This is a genomic window from Granulicella sp. dw_53, from assembly GCF_018449545.1.
In the GTDB taxonomy this organism is placed as follows: Bacteria; Acidobacteriota; Terriglobia; order Terriglobales; family Acidobacteriaceae; genus Edaphobacter.
The window spans coordinates 1-16,768 of the sequence record NZ_JAAVUR010000011.1 but is presented as its reverse complement, the minus strand read 5'-3'; the positions used below and the strand labels follow the sequence as shown (position 1 = coordinate 16,768).

Annotated in this window: 17 protein-coding genes; 7 read left to right on the top strand and 10 right to left on the bottom strand. The window is 59.8% G+C overall.

Translation table 11 applies throughout. The annotated features are described in order from the left end of the window. The first annotated feature begins 385 nt into the window (after positions 1-385). The 3 genes from HB393_RS16895 to HB393_RS16885 all read left to right on the top strand — a co-directional run bounded on the left by HB393_RS16895 (position 386) and on the right by HB393_RS16885 (position 2,915). Positions 386-1,216 carry a TatD family hydrolase gene (locus HB393_RS16895; RefSeq protein WP_213806372.1) on the top strand — a complete coding sequence of 277 codons (831 nt, stop codon included), beginning with the start codon at positions 386-388 and terminating at the stop codon, positions 1,214-1,216. A gap of 109 nt (positions 1,217-1,325) precedes the next feature. Beyond that, positions 1,326-1,826 carry a YajQ family cyclic di-GMP-binding protein gene (locus HB393_RS16890; RefSeq protein ID WP_213806371.1) on the top strand — a complete coding sequence of 167 codons (501 nt, stop codon included), beginning with the start codon at positions 1,326-1,328 and terminating at the stop codon, positions 1,824-1,826. Between the two features lie 84 nt (positions 1,827-1,910). Beyond that, positions 1,911-2,915: a polyprenyl synthetase family protein gene (locus tag HB393_RS16885; RefSeq protein WP_213806370.1), complete on the top strand. Its 1,005-nt coding sequence runs from the start codon at positions 1,911-1,913 to the stop codon at positions 2,913-2,915. On the opposite strand, the gene HB393_RS16880 is transcribed toward HB393_RS16885, so the two are convergent. The 4 genes from HB393_RS16880 to HB393_RS16860 all read right to left on the bottom strand — a co-directional run bounded on the left by HB393_RS16880 (position 2,912) and on the right by HB393_RS16860 (position 5,903). Further along, positions 2,912-3,226 (bottom strand): hypothetical protein, encoded by a 315-nt coding sequence (locus tag HB393_RS16880; protein ID WP_213806523.1) that lies wholly within the window; start codon positions 3,224-3,226, stop codon positions 2,912-2,914. The two genes, HB393_RS16885 and HB393_RS16880, sit on opposite strands and share 4 nt — an antisense overlap. 256 nt (positions 3,227-3,482) lie before the next feature. Then, positions 3,483-3,641, bottom strand: coding sequence for a hypothetical protein (locus HB393_RS16870; protein WP_213806368.1), 159 nt, complete (start codon positions 3,639-3,641; stop codon positions 3,483-3,485). A gap of 9 nt (positions 3,642-3,650) precedes the next feature. Next, complete coding sequence (gene xseB / locus HB393_RS16865) at positions 3,651-3,896, bottom strand: exodeoxyribonuclease VII small subunit (protein ID WP_213806367.1); 246 nt, start codon at positions 3,894-3,896, stop codon at positions 3,651-3,653. Then, complete coding sequence (locus HB393_RS16860) at positions 3,897-5,903, bottom strand: bifunctional homocysteine S-methyltransferase/methylenetetrahydrofolate reductase (RefSeq protein WP_345945263.1); 2,007 nt, start codon at positions 5,901-5,903, stop codon at positions 3,897-3,899. Positions 5,904-6,071: 168 nt separating this feature from the next. On the opposite strand from HB393_RS16860, the gene HB393_RS16855 reads away from it, so the two are divergent. The 3 genes from HB393_RS16855 (at position 6,072) to HB393_RS16845 (ending at position 9,802) form a co-directional block, all read left to right on the top strand. After that, complete coding sequence (locus tag HB393_RS16855) at positions 6,072-7,598, top strand: hypothetical protein (RefSeq protein WP_345945262.1); 1,527 nt, start codon at positions 6,072-6,074, stop codon at positions 7,596-7,598. Between the two features lie 222 nt (positions 7,599-7,820). Beyond that, a complete protein-coding gene (locus HB393_RS16850) occupies positions 7,821-8,783 on the top strand; it encodes a ferritin-like domain-containing protein (protein ID WP_213806500.1) in 963 nt (320 codons plus the stop codon). An 11-nt stretch (positions 8,784-8,794) separates the two neighbouring features. After that, on the top strand, positions 8,795-9,802 hold the full coding sequence (locus HB393_RS16845) for a ferritin-like domain-containing protein (protein ID WP_213806366.1): 1,008 nt from the start codon (positions 8,795-8,797) through the stop codon (positions 9,800-9,802). Positions 9,803-9,909: 107 nt separating this feature from the next. On the opposite strand, the gene lpxD is transcribed toward HB393_RS16845, so the two are convergent. The 5 genes from lpxD to dcd all read right to left on the bottom strand — a co-directional run bounded on the left by lpxD (position 9,910) and on the right by dcd (position 14,342). Next, positions 9,910-10,836, bottom strand: coding sequence for a UDP-3-O-(3-hydroxymyristoyl)glucosamine N-acyltransferase (gene lpxD / locus HB393_RS16840; RefSeq protein ID WP_213806365.1), 927 nt, complete (start codon positions 10,834-10,836; stop codon positions 9,910-9,912). Continuing rightward, positions 10,836-11,780: a lysophospholipid acyltransferase family protein gene (locus HB393_RS16835; RefSeq protein WP_218624005.1), complete on the bottom strand. Its 945-nt coding sequence runs from the start codon at positions 11,778-11,780 to the stop codon at positions 10,836-10,838. Before HB393_RS16835 ends, lpxD begins: the two co-directional genes overlap by 1 nt. 152 nt (positions 11,781-11,932) lie before the next feature. Then, a complete protein-coding gene (locus HB393_RS16830) occupies positions 11,933-12,631 on the bottom strand; it encodes a lipid-binding SYLF domain-containing protein (protein WP_213806364.1) in 699 nt (232 codons plus the stop codon). A gap of 421 nt (positions 12,632-13,052) precedes the next feature. Continuing rightward, positions 13,053-13,721 (bottom strand): response regulator transcription factor, encoded by a 669-nt coding sequence (locus HB393_RS16825; RefSeq protein WP_213806363.1) that lies wholly within the window; start codon positions 13,719-13,721, stop codon positions 13,053-13,055. 66 nt (positions 13,722-13,787) lie between these two features. After that, entirely contained in the window at positions 13,788-14,342 is a 555-nt protein-coding gene (dcd, locus tag HB393_RS16820) for a dCTP deaminase (RefSeq protein WP_213806362.1), read from the bottom strand. Positions 14,343-14,582: 240 nt separating this feature from the next. On the opposite strand from dcd, the gene HB393_RS16815 reads away from it, so the two are divergent. Beyond that, entirely contained in the window at positions 14,583-14,852 is a 270-nt protein-coding gene (locus tag HB393_RS16815) for an HU family DNA-binding protein (RefSeq protein ID WP_213806361.1), read from the top strand. An 82-nt stretch (positions 14,853-14,934) separates the two neighbouring features. Here HB393_RS16815 and priA read toward each other — a convergent pair. Beyond that, positions 14,935-16,768: primosomal protein N' (gene priA, locus HB393_RS16810; protein ID WP_213806360.1), on the bottom strand; the 1,834-nt coding region annotated here is incomplete at its 5' end.

Here is a 16,768-nt window from a genome sequence, read left to right as displayed (position 1 = left end):
ATCACCGCTTTGGAGCCCGATAGAAGTAGGCCCAGAAGGCAAACGCCCTCTATCGCCCGCAAATACCTTCAAATTTCCCAGCAAAATCCCATGTCAACCCCCAAAACGACCTAACCCATTGATCCACAAGCAAATAAAAGTGGCACTTCAGTTTCTGCCAAACCCGTAAAATAGAACTAGAGATCAAACAGGAGAAAGGCCCGGCCCACCGGCCGGGCCTTTCTCTTGGAAAATCGCCGTAACCCAAGCTGGCTCAAGTATTTAGACACAACCGCTTTCGAATCAGCGGCTTACGGCACTAGCCTCAGCGTAACCGATTGATTCAAAATCGGTTACGCCCAAATACCCCGGGCGGGTACCCCCGGCACAACCATAGAAAGGAACCATGGCCCTCATCGACTCACACGCCCACCTGGACTTCTACACCGAAGACCTGGAAGCCGTCCTCGCCCGCGCCCGCGCCGCCGGAGTCCAGACCATCCTCGCCATCGGCATCGGCCACGGCCCAGAGACGATGCATCAAGCCCTGGACATCGCCGCCCAGCACCCCAACATCTACGCCAGCGTAGGCATCCACCCCGAAGAGGCCCACCAGGCCACGCCAGAGAACCTCAGCAAGCTCGCCACCCTCGCCGACAGCCCCAAATGCATCGCCATCGGCGAGATCGGCCTCGACTACTACCACGCCGAAAACCACCTTCCCCCCATCCAGCAGGCCGCCTTCATCGCCCAGATGAAGATCGCCGCCTCCGCCCGCAAGCCCATCCTCATCCACTGCCGCACCAGCGAGCTCGCCACCCCGCAAGCCAAGGCCAAGTTCGGCTCCGCGGACGCCTGGGAGGACCTCCTCGCCCTCATCGCCGAGCACTGGACCCCGCACGCCCTCGGTGGCATCATGCACTGCTTCTCCGGAACCCCCGATCAGGCCGCCCGCTCCATCGCCGCCGGCTTCCACCTCTCCTTCGCCGGCAACCTCACCTACCCCAAATCGACCGACATCCGCGAAGCCGCCACCCAGGCCCCCGCCAACCGCATCCTCGTCGAAACCGACGCGCCCTTCCTCGCCCCAATCCCCTTCCGCGGCCAGCAAAACGAGCCCGCCCTCGTAGCCCACACCGCCGCGGCCCTCGCCACCCTCCGCGGCATCTCACCCGAAGCTCTGGCCGCCCTCACCACCCAAAACTTCCACCAACTCTTCCCCACGACCCAGTCATAAGGAGACCCCGGCGCCAGCACTCGCGCTGCCTCTTAAAATCGGTGTCATCCGCGAACATCGGTGTTAAGCCGTTCAATCTCCTGCATAATAAATAGCGAAGGAATACATCATGGCATCCGATAACAGCTTCGACGTAGTCAGCAAAGTAGAACTTCAGGAAGTCAAGAACGCGATCGACCAGGCCACCAAAGAGGTCAACGCCCGCTTCGACCTCAAGAACTCCAAGTCGAAGATCGACCTCGAAGGCACCGAGACCATCCAGCTCGCCAGCCAGGACGACTACACCCTCAAAGCCGTCATCGAGATCCTCTCCCAGAAGCTGGTCAAACGCGGAGTCTCCCTCAAGAACCTCGAGTTCGAGAAGGTCGAACCCGCCTCCAACTCCTCCGTCCGCCAGAAGATCAAGCTCGTCCAGGGAATCCCCTCCGACAAAGCCAAGATCATCGTAGCCGCCATCAAAGACTCCAAGAAAAAGGCCAACGCCTCCATTCAGGGCGACACCGTCCGCGTCGTCAGCAAGGATCGCGACGTCCTCCAGGAGATTATGGCTCTGCTTCGCGGCAAGGACATCGGCGTTGAACTACAGTTCGTCAACTTCCGCTCAAGCTAATCCATTTTGACTGCATCATCTTCATTGTGCGGAAATCGCCACCGCACCAATAGCACAGGACTGCTGCTGATACTCTAGGAGCGAGTGAGTACTATCTCCATAGCGACTGCGAAAGAGGTCTTCGATCTGCTCCGCGACGACCTCGCGGCCATCGAGCAGGAGTTCGCCGTACAGTCCTCCTCGCCCGTCGAGGTCATCACCGACATCGCCACCTACCTCATGGCTGGCGGCGGCAAGCGCATCCGTCCCACGCTGCTGCTGCTCTCCGCCAAAGCGCTCGGCTGCACCGCCCACAGCCGCATCCGCCTCGGCTCCGTAGTCGAGATGCTCCACACTGCGACCCTCGTCCACGACGACATCATCGACGAAGCCGACACCCGCCGCGGCCGTCCCTCCTCCAACACCACCTGGGGAGCGGCAAAATGTGTCTTAGCCGGAGATTGGCTCTACATGCAGTCCTTCTCCGTCGCCCTCGAAGAGCGTAACTTCCGCGTCCTCGACCTCCTCATCTCGCTCACGCAGCAGATGGTCGAAGGCGAACTCCTCCAGATGCAGAAGCTCGGTCATCTCATCAACGAGGAAGAGTACTTCGACCTCATCTTCCGCAAGACTGCTTGCCTCTTCAAGGTCTCCATGCAGCTCGGAGCCGCAATCACGCCGCAACATGGCCTCGGCAACGCCGAAGACATCGACGCACAACTCGGTGAATATGGCCGCAATCTCGGACTCGCCTTCCAGATCGTCGACGACGTCCTCGACCTCACCGCAGCCGAAGAAGTCCTGGGCAAACCCGTCGCATCCGACCTCCGCGAGGGCAAGGCCACTCTAGCTGTCATTCACGCCCTGGAACGCGGAACCGGAGCGGACCGCGAAGCCATCCGAACCGTCCTCGCCGACCGTAGCTTCGACCGCATCTCCCACCCGCAGATCCTGGAGATCCTTCAGCGCCACGGCTCCATCGAGTACGCCATGGACACAGCCTGCGCCTATGCCGAAGCCGCTCGCCTCTCCATCGCCGACCTGCCCGACACCGAAGCCAAACGCGCCCTCCTCTGGGTCCCCGGCTTCGTCACCACAAGAGATCGCTAAAGACCCTGCAACGGCATAGCCCACAAAGGTACAGGCTCGTTCCAGTTCACTTTTCCGTGACGACCAAAGCCCACCAAAATGGGTCCGCGCTCGCTGGAGTTATCTAAAAATATCGCCAGGTCCGCGAGTGGTAAGAGCCTCTTCATATGAGCTAAAGTTCGCGGATAGCGGCGTCTCTGGTCTTCTTCAGGGACATCGTGACCGCCTTTTTTGACGCGAGCCTTCACTCTTTCAACGTTAATTTCGACGGATGTTGTCCCTACGAAGACAACCATGAGATTGAATCCGACCGCCTTCGCTCGATCAACCATTTTAAATAAGTGATTCCAGAAAGAGTTGTCTCAACAGTAAAACTCTGTCGAGCAGAGATAAGCTCCTCAGCCAATTCCAAAACCCGTCTTCCGGCTTCGATAGGGGAGCTATGGGAGCCGACAGTCTCTTGAAGAGATTTTGCAATCGCATCTGGATCCAGCAATGGATTTTGTTGAAATTTGTCCCGGGCAAAGGATGTCAACGTACTTTTCCCGCATCCGTTTGAACCGGCGATGATGGTCAGAAGAGGACGGCTCAAGCAACTTCGCTCTCACGCTCAGTTTGTCTCTTCTCTTCTTCCAATATCCACTGGAGCTTCCGGCGTTCCCACTTCACACCCTCGCGTGCAGCTTTCGCGATGCTCTCGCCAAATCTCTCAATATCGAACGTCTCGACATCGATGTGAGTGTCCATGCTCAAATCTTACTCCTCGTCTTCCTCCCGCTCCACCTCTTCCTCCGCCTCGAGCACCAAATCCTGCTCTCCCACACCATCGTCCATCAGCACCTGAATCCGGCCCTCCGCCGCATCCAACACCTTCTTGCAGGCGTTGGAGAGCTGCACCCCTTCTTCGAAGAGCTGCACCGACTCATCCAGCGCCAGCTCCCCCCGCTCCAAACGCTCCACCACCGACTCCAGAGCCGCTAACTGCTCCTCAAACGTAGCCATCTAGCTGCCTCCCGTTTCCACCAGACCGAGCACCGCAGCCGCCGCACCGTACTTGCCAAACGGAGCACTGACCTGTACGCCCTGCACGCCCAACGCACTCAATGCGCGTGAATCGGCCAGCATCTCCTGGGCAATCTTCACACCCTCCGCGCGAGCGGCCTCTGGCGAAGCGACAGCCGCCATCCGCGCCATAATCTCATCCGGCATGCTGACGCGCAGATCGTTCTTCATGAACTCCGCGTTCCGCAGACTCGTCAGCGGCCAGATGCCCGCAATCACCGGAATCCTGAACTGCTCGATCCGCTTCAGAAAGTCTTCCAGCAACCGAAGATCGAAGACTGGCTGCGTAATCGCATACTCAGCGCCCGCCTCTACTTTGAAGGCAAATCGACGAACTTCCTGGTCGATGTCCGGAACCCCAGGATTCGCTGCCACAGAGATCGTGAAACCGGTCGTCTCTCCGATCGAGTTCTTCCCAATGTCCAAACCGTAGTTCAGATTGCGGACGATATTCACCAGCCCAATCGCATCCACGTCGAACACCGCTGTCGCATCCGGGTAGTTCCCCAGCTTCGGAGGATCGCCGGTCAAACACAAAATATTCTTCAACCCAATCGACGAAGCACCCAACAGGTCACTTTGAATACTCAACACATTGCGGTCGCGACAGGTGTAATGCAGGACGGTCTCGATGCCCACCTGTTGCTGAATCTGAACGCACAGGCTCTGCGCGCTCATCCGCGCACTTGCCCTGGGAGAATCCGGGACGTTGATCGCATCGACGCCCAGCCGGTACAACATCGCAGCGCCCTCGATCTCCTTGCTGCAATCGATCCCACGCGGAGAGACAATCTCCACCAGCGTGCAGAACTCGCCCGCTGCAATCTTTGCCCCGATCTTCGAGCGCTCCGCAAGCGCCGGAGGAGCCACCTTGTTCTCCTGCTCACCGTGCGCGGTTGGAATGGGGCGCACGCCGCCTTGTTGGCCCGGCCGCTCCATCACCTCGATGCTCAGTTCCTGAGCCTCAATCGCTCGCAGGGCGCTCTTCATCGCTCGCGTATGCGTTGGAGTCGTTCCACAACATCCACCCACAAACGTCGCGCCTGCCTTCACAAACTTCCGCGCAAAGCTCGCCATGTACTCCGGCGAGGCCATATAGATATTCCGGCCCTCCACCGATCGTGGCATGCCCGCATTCGGCATCGCAGCCAAGGGAAGCGTCGTCACTTCCCGCATCCGCTCAATCACGCTCAGCACCGTCGCGGGTCCTGCGCTGCAGTTGCAACCCACGGCATCCGCACCCCACTCGGTCAGTTGCTCGGCTGCCGTCTCCGCCGATGCTCCGTCCAGACAGTTGCCCTCTTCGTCGACGGTTACCATCACCATCAGCGGAAGCTCGGGCGCCTCGCTCTTCACCGCCTTGATCGCCTGCTCCGCCTCCGACAACGAGGTCATGGTTTCGATCACAATCAGATCCGCACCCACGCCCGGGCCGCCGCGTGCCAGAGCCTTTACTTGCTCGGCAAACGCCGCTCGAGCCTCGCCTAAACTCACCTTTCCCAACGGTTCCAACCGAATTCCCAGGGGCCCTATCGCACCCGCGACAAACGCCTCGCTGGCCTGCTTGTCCCGGATCTGCTCTACGCACTCCCTGGCCAGCTTCACACCGGCGACATTGATCTCCGCAACCTTGTCCCGCAGCCCGTAGCGCTCCAGCCGAAACTCATTCGCTCCAAAGGTATTAGTCTCAATGACGACCGCGCCCGCCTGAAGGTACTCCGCATGAACCGTCCTCACCAGCTCCGGCTGCGACAGATTCAACTCGTCAAAGCACCGGTTGATAAAGACACCCCGTGCATACAGCATCGTACCCATGGCGCCATCGCATAAAACCGCGCCAGCCGCGCTCGTCCAGCTCTTGAAGAGTCTCTTCGCGCCAGTGGAAGCGCCTAACGACTCCTCGGCTACATCTGTCTGTATATCCACTCCAATAGCTTTCTGTTCCACGCTGATCCTCGTCCTGCCGGCAGCGCCAGAGCGATCTGGCCAATCCGGCACATCCTCTCATCCTATGCCACCCCGCACACCTGCTCCAAGCTCATGGGAGCCGAGCCTGTCAAGGCAATCGTTCCCGAGGCTCCACAGACCGGCTTTGTTATACTCGGGAATATAACAGTGGCCACGAAACTTGCCGCAGTGCTCAGGTTGGAGTTGTTTACGTTGAAGAATCGAAGTGTGTTCCCCCAGCCGATCTGGAGCCAGTCGTCCTGGTCCAGCCAGTTTTGTGCCCGCGCCCTCTCCGGCCTCCTACTCGCGATCGTGACCTTGACTCTCACGTCCTGCTCTCAGAATCTCTATAAATTTCCGCAGTTCACCTTCGCGAACCGCCCCATCCCTCCCAGCCTGCTCGCGAACCGCGTCATGGTGGGAGTGACCGCCAACGGCACCAGCACTGGCTCGCTCGCGATTCTCGACGGCAACCGCGACATTCGCAGCAACATCCAGAACACCATTAAGTCCTTCGCCATCTCCGGTTTCTCCGGCGGATATCCGGACCAGATCTTCAACTTCCCCGAGCAGATAACCGGCTACGTCTTGTCTGACTCCGATGGCTCGCTCACCAAAATCAACTACGGGACAGAGGCCTCCACCGGCGCAGTTGGAACCTTCGTTGCCAAAGCAACCTCCATCGGTATCTCCGAGAGCTTCGCACGCATCGTCGCCGGCTTGCAGAACCAAAGTGAGATCGAAGTCCTCGACAATGCGACAGGCAGCACCTTCTTCTTGCAACTGCCCAACGTGCAAAACATCGCGATCAATCAGGGTGGTACCGTCATCCTCGCGACGGTCCGTAACTCGAACCTTCTCTATCGCATCCTCAAGCTCAATATCAATGCACCATTTCCCCCGGGCTACATCGACTGCCAGCCTCTGAATCTGCCCGTCTACTGCGTCGTCCCTGTCCCTGGAAACTACGACCGGCCCACAACGGCCTACTTCTCCGTCGATGGCACCACCGCCTACGTCCTCAACTGTGGACCGGAGTGTGGCGGCGCGACCGCCAGCGTCAGCGCTCTCCAGCAGGGCCTGCTCACCATCGATGTCATCCCCACCTCTACTCCCTATCCCTCGCCAGTGACCGCGACGATTCCCGTCCCAGGAGGTGCTACCACCGCGGTCTCGGACGGCACCACGCTCTACGTGGCCGGGCAACAACTCTTGCCGGATGGACTCTTCGCGGGAAATCTCAGTACCATCGCGCTCGCTTCGAACTCAGTTACCGGCAAATACTCTATCTCGGACGGCAACCACTCCAAGATCCTCTTCGCCGACGACAACACCCTTTGGATCGGCTCTCAGTTCTGCGCCACCGGTGAACGCGCCAAGCTTGGCCAGAACTACAACTGCCTCACCCGCTTCGACCTCGGCGCTAAAGTGGCCAGCATCATCCCCAACGTCACCCCGGGCTCACCCACGGCCACGGTTCCCTTTCCGAACACAGATAACAATCCCTACTACTACGGCAGTCTCACCGGCCTGTGCTGGGTTCAGAACCTTCACAAGGTCTACACCGCCTATGGTGGCCAGGTCCACGCATTCATGACAGCCGACGGATCTGAGATCAATAACAGCAACATCACCGTTCAAGGCACGGCGCTCGACGTCGCTTATATGGACGCCATCACCAACGCCGCAAACTAACCCGACGCCCTCCATCGAACAGCGGACCTCATCGAGGTCCGCTGTTTTGCGTTGATAGCACCCAAATCTCCCGCCTTCGAACCAATCGAACGATCGCCACACTCTCGAAGGCGGTTTGATCCCGCGTCCAGATTTATTGTTCTCTCCCTAAATCCAACTCTCAATAGCCCACGTCATGTTAGTGAACCTGCATATTGTCGCTGCCTTAAGGAGAGTCAAAACATGGAACTACTGGACGAGTTCATTAACAAGAAGGCAATCTCACGCCGCAACTTCCTTGCGGGAGCAGGCACCACGGCAGCCGCCGCAGTTCTGGTCGGATGTGGCGATAACGGCGTCGCCATCCCCGCCACTCCTGCTACGACTACCTTCACAGACGCGGACATCCTCAACTTCGCCCTCAACCTCGAGTATCTCGAGGCCGAGTTCTACCTCCGCGCCGCAACCGGATCCGGCCTTGCCACCGCCGATGCCGGAACCGGAGCAGGTGCGGTCACCGGCGGGTCAAAGGTCCCTAATCTCACCGCGGCCCAACAACAGATTCTCAACGAGATAGCCTACGACGAGCAGGCGCACGTTCAGTTCCTGCGCAGCGCCCTGGGCTCCTCCGCGGTAGCTCGGCCCACCATCGACTTCACCAGCTCCTTCCCCGCACTCGCTACCGCGGCCGGGATCACCGGCATCACCTTCAATCCGTTCGCCGACTTCGACAGCTTTCTCGTAGGCGCCTTTATCTTTGAAGACGTTGGCGTCACCGCTTACCACGGTGCTGCTCCTCTCATCAGCACTGCGGGCATCACCGCCGGCTATCTCACGGCAGCAGCGGGAATCCTCGCCGTGGAGGCATATCACGCCGCCTACGTCCGCACCGCTTTGACCGGACGAGCGATCGCCGCAGCATCGGCTTCCCCCGCAACCGCCTATCCCTACCTCGGCTTCGCCAACTCGATCTCCGCGCTTCGCGCCTCAGTCGGTGGCGGCAACGAGACCACATTGAAGCTCCCCACAACCACCGCCACTGCCAGCTCCATCGTCGCTGCCGATACGACCAACGCAATCGCCTTCTCCCGCAGCACGGACCAGGTCCTGCACATCGTCTACGGCACAGGCGGAGGCTCAGGTCTAGCCAAGGGAGCCTTCTTCCCCTCCGGATTGAACGGAACCATCAAAGTCACAGCGGCATAAGGATAAAAACCATGGCAACTTCAGAGACCCAAAAAATAGACGCAATAATCTCCGGCCGCCGAGCCATGATGATGCTCGGTGGAACCGCCCTCGCAGGCCTCGCACTCGCAGGCACAGCCAAGGCCCAGTCCACCTCCGTCACCGATAACGACATCCTCAACTTCGCCCTCAACCTCGAATACCTTGAGGCCAACTTCTACTACCTCGCCGCCTTCGGCACCACCATCGACGTATCCAACTCCGCCTCCTCCGCTGCTGGCGCTTCGACCTACGCCCTCACCGGCACAGGCACGCAGGGAACCGTCTCGGTCAAGAGCAGTCCCAAGGTGCCCTTCACCAGCATCGCCGTCGGCTCCTACGCAGTCGAGACCGCCATCGAAGAGGGCAAGCACGTCGGATTCCTGCGCACTACCCTCGGTTCTGCCGCCGTCGCTCAACCTGCAATCGACCTGAACACGGCCTTCAACACCTTGGCTGGCGCTGCGCTCATCGGGCCCTCATTCGATCCCTTTGCCAGCGATGCAAACTTCCTCATCGGCGCTTACATCTTCGAGGACGTAGGAGTAACCGCCTACAAAGGAGCGGCTCCCCTGCTCAGCACTACAGCAACCGGTAAGGCATATCTCTCTGCGGCAGCCGGTATCCTAGCCGTCGAGGCCTATCACGCCGGCCTCATCCGTACCACGATCAACACGCTCGACCCCACCGGCGCGCTCGGCTACCAGGGCCTCACCCAGAAGGTCTCCGCCCTTCGCGCCAAGCTCTCCCTCGCCGCTCTCTCTTCCGCTGCAAACCCCGACGACTTCGGCGTTCAGACCCAGAGCGTCTCGCTCGCCGGCGGAGCCAGCCTCAGCGCGACGACCCTCGTCGACTCCGATGCCCACGTCATCGCCTTCAGCCGCAATACGACACAGGTACTCAACATCGTCACCGGCGGAGGAGCCATCTCCGGCTCCGCCACCATCAGCCCCGCCAAGGGAGTTTTCTTTCCGAATGGGATGAACGGTCTCATCAAATAGCCGATAGAACAGTAGTTCCACTTCCAATCAATCAGCCGGAGCAGCCCCAAAGCATCGAGCCGCTCCGGCATTTTTCCCAAATCGAAACGAAAGCCTCCCGCCAGAGACTACTGCCGCTTTAACCGCGCCAGATCCTTCAGATACTCCTTCAGAGGCCGCGCTGGCCGCCCCCAAAACACCTCTCCCACCCCGCGCATCTTCTTCCCACTCAAGACGCCCGCGCCGCCCCCCAAAATCACCCCAGTGCCCACAGTCGCATGCTCGCCGATCCCCACCTGCCCCCCCAGAATCGCTCCATCCTCCACCACGCTCGACCCTGAGATCCCGGTCTGCGCCGCGATGATCACATCCTGGCCGATCGTGCAGTTATGCGCGATATGCACCAGGTTGTCGATCTTCGTTCCCCGTCCAATCCGCGTCTCCCCCAGAGCCCCTCGGTCGATCGTCGTATTCGCGCCGATCTCGACATCGTCCTCCACCACCAGCGTCCCCTGCTGCGGAAACAGCAGATACCTCCCGCTCTCCGCATCCCGCGCATACCCAAACCCCGTCGATCCCAGCACCGCACCCGCCTGCACCACAACGCGGTCGCCCAGCACCGTCCCGGCATACACCGTGACGTTCGCCCCCAGCGAGCAGTCCTCCCCTACCACGACCCCATCCTCGAGCACCGCACCCGGCCCGACCTTCGTCCTACTCCCCAGCACCACATTCCCGGCCACCACAGACGTCGGATGGACCCCACCCGCCTCCCGGCGTCCCTTCAACTGCTGCGCCACCACCGCAAACGCATAGCGAGGGTCCGCCACCCACACTACCCTCGGATTTGACTCCAGCTCCTCCGAGCGCTGCCTCACATTGGCCAGCACCGCGCCCGCCTGAGACCGCAACGCAAGCTCCAGGGTCGTCCTGTCCACCGCAAACACGATCGAATCCGCCGTAGCGCCTTCAAGACTCGCCACCCGCAGGATCTCCACCCCGATCGCCGGAGCCTCCGCATGCACCCACTCCGCAACCTGCTCCAGATTCGCCATTAATAAATCCCCGTCTCGCCCGCAGGCCGAGTCTTCCACCTGCGGTGCATCCACAGCCACTGGTCAGGATACTCCCGGATATACTCCTCCAGCATCGCTGTAAACAAGGCCGTGTTCCTTACCGAATCGCCCTCTGTATCTCCCGTATCCACCGTGGCGATCTCCTCGCCAAACCGTAGCACATACCGCTGCTCCTGCTCATCCCACAGCAGGAATCCCGGCACCACCGCCGCGCCTGTCTTCTGCGCCACCCGCGCCATCCCCGAGGCTGTGCACGCCGGGACTCCGAAGAACGGAACAAACACCCCCTGCGGAGGAGTCATATTCGTATCCATCAGGATTCCCACCGTCTCTCCCGAGCGCATCGACGCAATTAGCCCGCGCGCAAAGTCATCCTTGTGGATCACCCGGTTTCCATGCAGACACCGTATCCGGTTCACATAGGCATCCACCAGCGGATTGTCCAGCCGCCGAATCACCATCCCCATCGGCATCCCCATCAGCGAGTGATAAAAGCTGGAAAGCTCCCACCCACCCAGGTGTCCCGTCAACACCAACACCCCACGCCCCTTGTCCCGCGCCCTCTGATAGTTCTCCAACCCCTCGTACCGGATAAACTCGCTCGCTCGTTCCGCGGAGTAATCCTGCATCTGGCAGAACTCCGCCAATAGCCAGCCAAGATTGCGATACTCCCGCCGTAGAATCGCCTCACGCTCGGCGTCGCTCTTCTCCGGAAATGCCAGCTTCAGATTCCGCACCCCTACCTGTCGCAGCCGCCCCAGCAACAGATAGCTCACCCAACCCACCCTCGCCCCTGCCCAACGTGCCAGCCCTCGCGGCAGCACTCGCAGCGCGTTGACGAATACCCAAACGGCGCCAAACTCCAGCGCCTGCCGGAGCGTCACCCTCTGAGTCTTGATCTTTCGTACCTGTTCTGTGCTCAAGTCCCTAGTTTACCGGGGTTACCTTCAAAAAACGACCTGAGGAATAACGCGCCACTCCCGCTCTCGTCAGCCCATAGAAAGAACCAGCGAGCAGACGCAAAAAAGGGATGGCTGCGAGGCCATCCCTTCTCTGCAACAACGTTGCAATCCAATTACTGGTTGCGTGCGCCCACAAAGTGGCGAGCCACCGTGGAAACAAACGGACGCGCCGGAGGAGGAGTCGCCTGGTTGCCCTTCAGCACAGCAGTGTAGGGAACGTTCGCGCCGTACATCGCGCGGGTGTCATCCTCATTCTGTGAGAGAACTGTTCCATCCAGGTTGATACCCGCGAACAGGCCCTTGCTGCGGGAATAGGTCAGGAACTCTGCATTGAGCTTCCAGTCCGTACCAGCCTGAGCGTTGCGGCCAACTGGACCGGCAGAAGCAGCCGCATCCGCGCCAATCTTGAACTTGTTCTTCAACATGTCCTGCAGCCCTTGGTCGTTCATCGCGATCAAGACCAGGTCAGTCGCCTGTCCGCCGATCTGGAATCCGAAACTACCGCCTGCAAGCTGTACGAACACCGGCGCGCTCCAGCCCTTGGGGGTTCTGCAGGTCGCGACGCCTTGGCCGTACTGAGCGCCAACAACGAATGCGCCCTTCTTGTAGCTCGGAATCACCACGACGCAGGAGGCTCCCGAAAGAATGCTGTTCGGAATCGTCTTATCGGGGCTGACCGACATAATCTGATTGATGACGGACGTAGCATTCGTCAACCGCTCCGCCAACTTGGCGTTCACGTCTTCTCCAAATGCCATGAGCGAGCTTGCTGCGAGGGCCAACCCTAATCCAAGTGCCTTAATCTGTTTCATAATCTCCGTCCTTGATTTCTAGGCTATGAAGCCATGCTGTTTTTTTGCGAGACGATTCTAATTTCTTAGAGCGTGACAGACTTTTTTGATTGTTGCTCCAGAGACCTTTGCCCTTTTGCTGCACATAACTTCATGGGCCCAAACAACCTAACTAGCCTGTAGGATGTGGCCTTTCGATTCAAAGTTGCTTGTTTCCGGACCTTTAGCCGTCCTTATCCGACCCGGCGTTCCACAGGACAAAAAAATAGGGGCTATAGACATCGTGTCAGGCAAGCCTGACCCAACCTCTATAGCCCTCTCCCAGGTAGTTTGTTACTAGCCAACTTTGCCCGACTTCTCCGATCCGTACAACGGTACGGAGGTATATATACCTTTGAGCAGACATGTTTACCCTTCAGTTAATAGCTCCATCTCACTCGATTTACTCGGAATCGGAGCTTTCATTCCCCAACATCTTCCGCTCCACGGCCTGCATCGTCAGGGCAATGCGGTTGTCAACCCCAACCTTCCGCATCAGCCGCCCCACATGCGCCTTCACGGAACCAGCATCGATTCCCAGGGAGAGAGCGATATCCCGGTTCGGCCGTCCCGCCACCAGCAGCCGCAGCACTTCCAGCTCCCGGCTCGTAATCTTCGGCGTCTCTAAAGCCCCAGAACCTCCCGAAGACTCGGACGATTCAAGCAGCTTCGCCAGCACCTTCCTCGGAGCCCATACCGATCCGTCCAGCACGATATCGATCGCCATCCGGATCTCGCTCTCCTTCGCCATCTGGGTCAGGTAGCCCTTGGCTCCCGCTCCGATCACTCGCTGAATGTAACTGGGATCGGACTCTATTCCCACCACGATCACCTTCAACCTGGAGTACCGCGCCCGAATCACGGTCAGCAGCTCGAAGAGATGGTCCGTGTACCCGGCGTCGATCACCACCAGCGCATATCCCGTCAGCTCCAGAGTCTCCGACTCAGCCACCGGAACCAGCTCCAGCCTCGCATCGTCGGCGAAGATCGTCTCGAGCCCCAACAATCGCAGCGGATCGGTCGCCACCAGACCGATCCGCACACGTCCCTCCGACGACCGTTCCTCATTCATAATCACTACCCGGCCCAGACGCCCGATCTCATGCAAGTAGTAGAAATGCTACTCCGACGGAACTAATTAAAGCTTTGGCAAAACAATTCCCTGCTGATTTTGGTACTTCCCTTTTCGGTCCGCATAGCTAACCTCGCACACCTCGTCGGACTGAAAGAACAGGATCTGGCACAGGCCTTCGTTCGCATAGATCCGCGCCGGCAAAGGCGTAGTGTTCGAGATCTCCAGCGTTACAAAGCCCTCCCACTCCGGTTCAAAGGGAGTTACATTCACGATGATGCCGCACCGCGCATACGTCGATTTGCCAACGCAGATCGTCAGCACATCCCGAGGAATCTTGAAGTACTCAATCGACCGCGCCAACGCGAACGAGTTCGGCGGCACGATCACGCTCGCCGCCTGCACCGTCACAAACGAGCGCTCGTCGAACGCCTTCGGATCGATGATGGCACTGTTAACATTCGTAAAAATTTTGAACTCGTCCGAGACCCGCAGATCATATCCGTAAGAGGAAAGCCCGTAAGAAATCACGCCATCCTTTACCTGCTTTTCGCTAAACGGAGAGATCATTCCGTGGTCCATCGCCTGCTCGCGAATCCAACGGTCACTTTTGATGGCCACTTTGTTGTATTCCTTCCTGAAAAAACATTTGACGACAAGCACTCTGAACACTGTTAGGCTACGTTTTGCCACACAAGTTCGCCGCTTAGGCGACAAGGCATGATACCTTGGTAGGCAATTCGATCGACCATTAGTTTCTTCATCTTACGGTAGTGCTATGACGTTGACAATCTCTCTCCCTCTTTCTACCATCTGCACAACACTCGATCTTTTCTTCGACTTCATTCAAGGACGCGCCAGATGATAAAGCAGGATCTAATACAGCGGGTTGTCGAACGCACCGGGCTTCCCAGAACCAAAGCGGAAGCCGCTGTCGACGCGATCTTCGACAGCATGAAGCAGTCCCTCGTCGCCGGTGACCGCATAGAACTCCGCGGATTCGGCGTCTTCACCGTGAAGCCTCGCAAGACTGGAATCGGACGCAACCCCCGCACCGGCGCCGAAGTCACCATCGCCCCCGGGAAGGCCGTTCGCTTCAAGCCTGGCAAAGAGCTCCACCTGCTCACGTAATACCTCTCCGGGCCCCCGCACATCGCTGACACTCAGCCAGCAGCAGCTTCAGGTCTATCGGGCCCCTTTTTCGTCGGAAACATCACATTAAGTGAACCGCATCCACATCGACCACCAGGCCGCGTCGTGGGATCCCCTGCGCCTCGGCAAATCCCAGCATCGCCCGCAACAACTCACCTAACCCTTGCCGCTTCTCCGCCTTCAGCACGAAGTGGTAGCGGTAGATCCTCTTCAGCCGCACAATCGGGGCCGCAGCCGGCCCCAGCACCCTTATCTTCTCCAGACGCCTCTGCTCGAACCACCGGCCCAGCGTCGCCGACCACCCTGCCGCCTCCTCCAGCTTCTCGCTCTGCACCACCACATTCGCAAGCGCCGCATACGGCGGATAGTGCATCCACCGCCGGTATTGCATCTCCTTCGCCACAAACCCCGGATAGTCGTGCTCCGCCGCGAACTTCACCGCATAGTGATCCGGATAGTACGTCTGCACCAGGACCTTCCCCGGCAGCTCCCCCCGCCCCGCCCGTCCCGACACCTGCGTCAGCAACTGAAACACCCGCTCCGCCGCCCGAAAATCCGGTAGCCCCAACGCAAAGTCCGCCCCCACCACCCCCACCAGCGTCACCCCATGAATGTCATGCCCCTTCGCGATCATCTGCGTCCCTACCAGCAGATTGATCTCCCCCGCATGCAGCCTCGTCAACAGCCGTTCCATATCGGAACGCCCCCGCACCGTATCCCGGTCCATCCTCCCAATCCGAGCCCCCGGAAAGATCTCCTGCAGCCTCTCCTCCCCCTGTTGCGACCCCGCCCCCATGTAGTACAAGTGCTCGCTCGCGCACTTCGGACACACCTTCGGCACATTCCTCCGAAATCCGCAGTAGTGACACTCCAGCCGCTGCCCCGGCTGCGCAATATCGCTGGTCCCCTGCTTGTGGTACGTCATCGAGATCGCGCAGTTCTCGCACTGAATCTTCTCCCCGCAACTCCGGCACATCACCACGAACGAGTACCCTCGCCGATTCAGCAGCACAATCGCCTGCTCCCCCCGATCGATCGTCGCCTGCACCTCTTCCACCAGCCGCCGCGAGAACAGCTCCTCCTTCCCCACCGCCTGAAACTCCGCCCGCATATCCACCAGCTCCACCGCCGGCAGCGGACGATCCATCACCCGCGTCAGCATCTCCACCCGCGCGTAGCGCCCCTTCTCCGCATTCGACCAGCTCTCCAGCGACGGCGTCGCCGACCCCAGCACCACCACCGCCTCATTGAACTTCGCCCGCATCACCGCCACATCCCTCCCGTGGTACCGCGGTGTCTCCTCCTGCTTATAGCTCGAATCATGCTCCTCATCCACAATGATCAGTCCCAGCTTCACCATCGGTGCAAACACCGCCGACCGCGTCCCCACCACCACCCGCGCCTCGCCCCGCCGAATCCTGTGCCACTGCTCCGCCCTCTCATCCGGAGTAAGTTGCGAGTGCAATAACGCCACCTCGCCCCCAAACGCCGCCACCATCTGCCCTGTCATCGCCGGCGTCAGCCCGATCTCCGGAACCAGCAGCAGCGCGCTCCGCCCCGCATCCAGAGCCCGCTGCATCGCCGCAAAATAAACCGTCGTCTTCCCCGAACCCGTCACCCCATACAACAAGTGCGGCCGAAAGCCCCCCTTCGCCATCGCCGCCGCAATCGTCCCCAGCGCCTCCATCTGAGCCTCATTCAAGGCATGCTCATGCGCATGCTTCTTCCCCCCATCGAAGCCCCCCTCCGCACCCACACCGCCCAGATGAAACGCCTCCGCCACCTCCTCCATCCCCCCCCGCCCCCGCCTCACCCGCCCCCCCACCGCCGACCCCGACCCCCCCCGCCCCACCCCCGCCGCCACCTTCCCCCCAGCCCTCCCCCCCCCCCGCCCG

What these genes read in the sequence shown, in the direction of transcription:
- HB393_RS16880 (WP_213806523.1), bottom strand. Translation starts at nt 3,226, where the DNA reads ATGGTTGATCGAGCGAAGGCGGTCGGATTCAATCTCATGGTTGTCTTC.
- HB393_RS16895 (WP_213806372.1), top strand. Translation starts at nt 386, where the DNA reads ATGGCCCTCATCGACTCACACGCCCACCTGGACTTCTACACCGAAGAC.
- HB393_RS16830 (WP_213806364.1), bottom strand. Translation starts at nt 12,631, where the DNA reads ATGAAACAGATTAAGGCACTTGGATTAGGGTTGGCCCTCGCAGCAAGC.
- lpxD (WP_213806365.1), bottom strand. Translation starts at nt 10,836, where the DNA reads ATGGCGAATCTGGAGCAGGTTGCGGAGTGGGTGCATGCGGAGGCTCCG.
- HB393_RS16850 (WP_213806500.1), top strand. Translation starts at nt 7,821, where the DNA reads ATGGAACTACTGGACGAGTTCATTAACAAGAAGGCAATCTCACGCCGC.
- HB393_RS16815 (WP_213806361.1), top strand. Translation starts at nt 14,583, where the DNA reads ATGATAAAGCAGGATCTAATACAGCGGGTTGTCGAACGCACCGGGCTT.
- HB393_RS16825 (WP_213806363.1), bottom strand. Translation starts at nt 13,721, where the DNA reads ATGAATGAGGAACGGTCGTCGGAGGGACGTGTGCGGATCGGTCTGGTG.
- HB393_RS16870 (WP_213806368.1), bottom strand. Translation starts at nt 3,641, where the DNA reads ATGGACACTCACATCGATGTCGAGACGTTCGATATTGAGAGATTTGGC.
- HB393_RS16845 (WP_213806366.1), top strand. Translation starts at nt 8,795, where the DNA reads ATGGCAACTTCAGAGACCCAAAAAATAGACGCAATAATCTCCGGCCGC.
- HB393_RS16890 (WP_213806371.1), top strand. Translation starts at nt 1,326, where the DNA reads ATGGCATCCGATAACAGCTTCGACGTAGTCAGCAAAGTAGAACTTCAG.
- xseB (WP_213806367.1), bottom strand. Translation starts at nt 3,896, where the DNA reads ATGGCTACGTTTGAGGAGCAGTTAGCGGCTCTGGAGTCGGTGGTGGAG.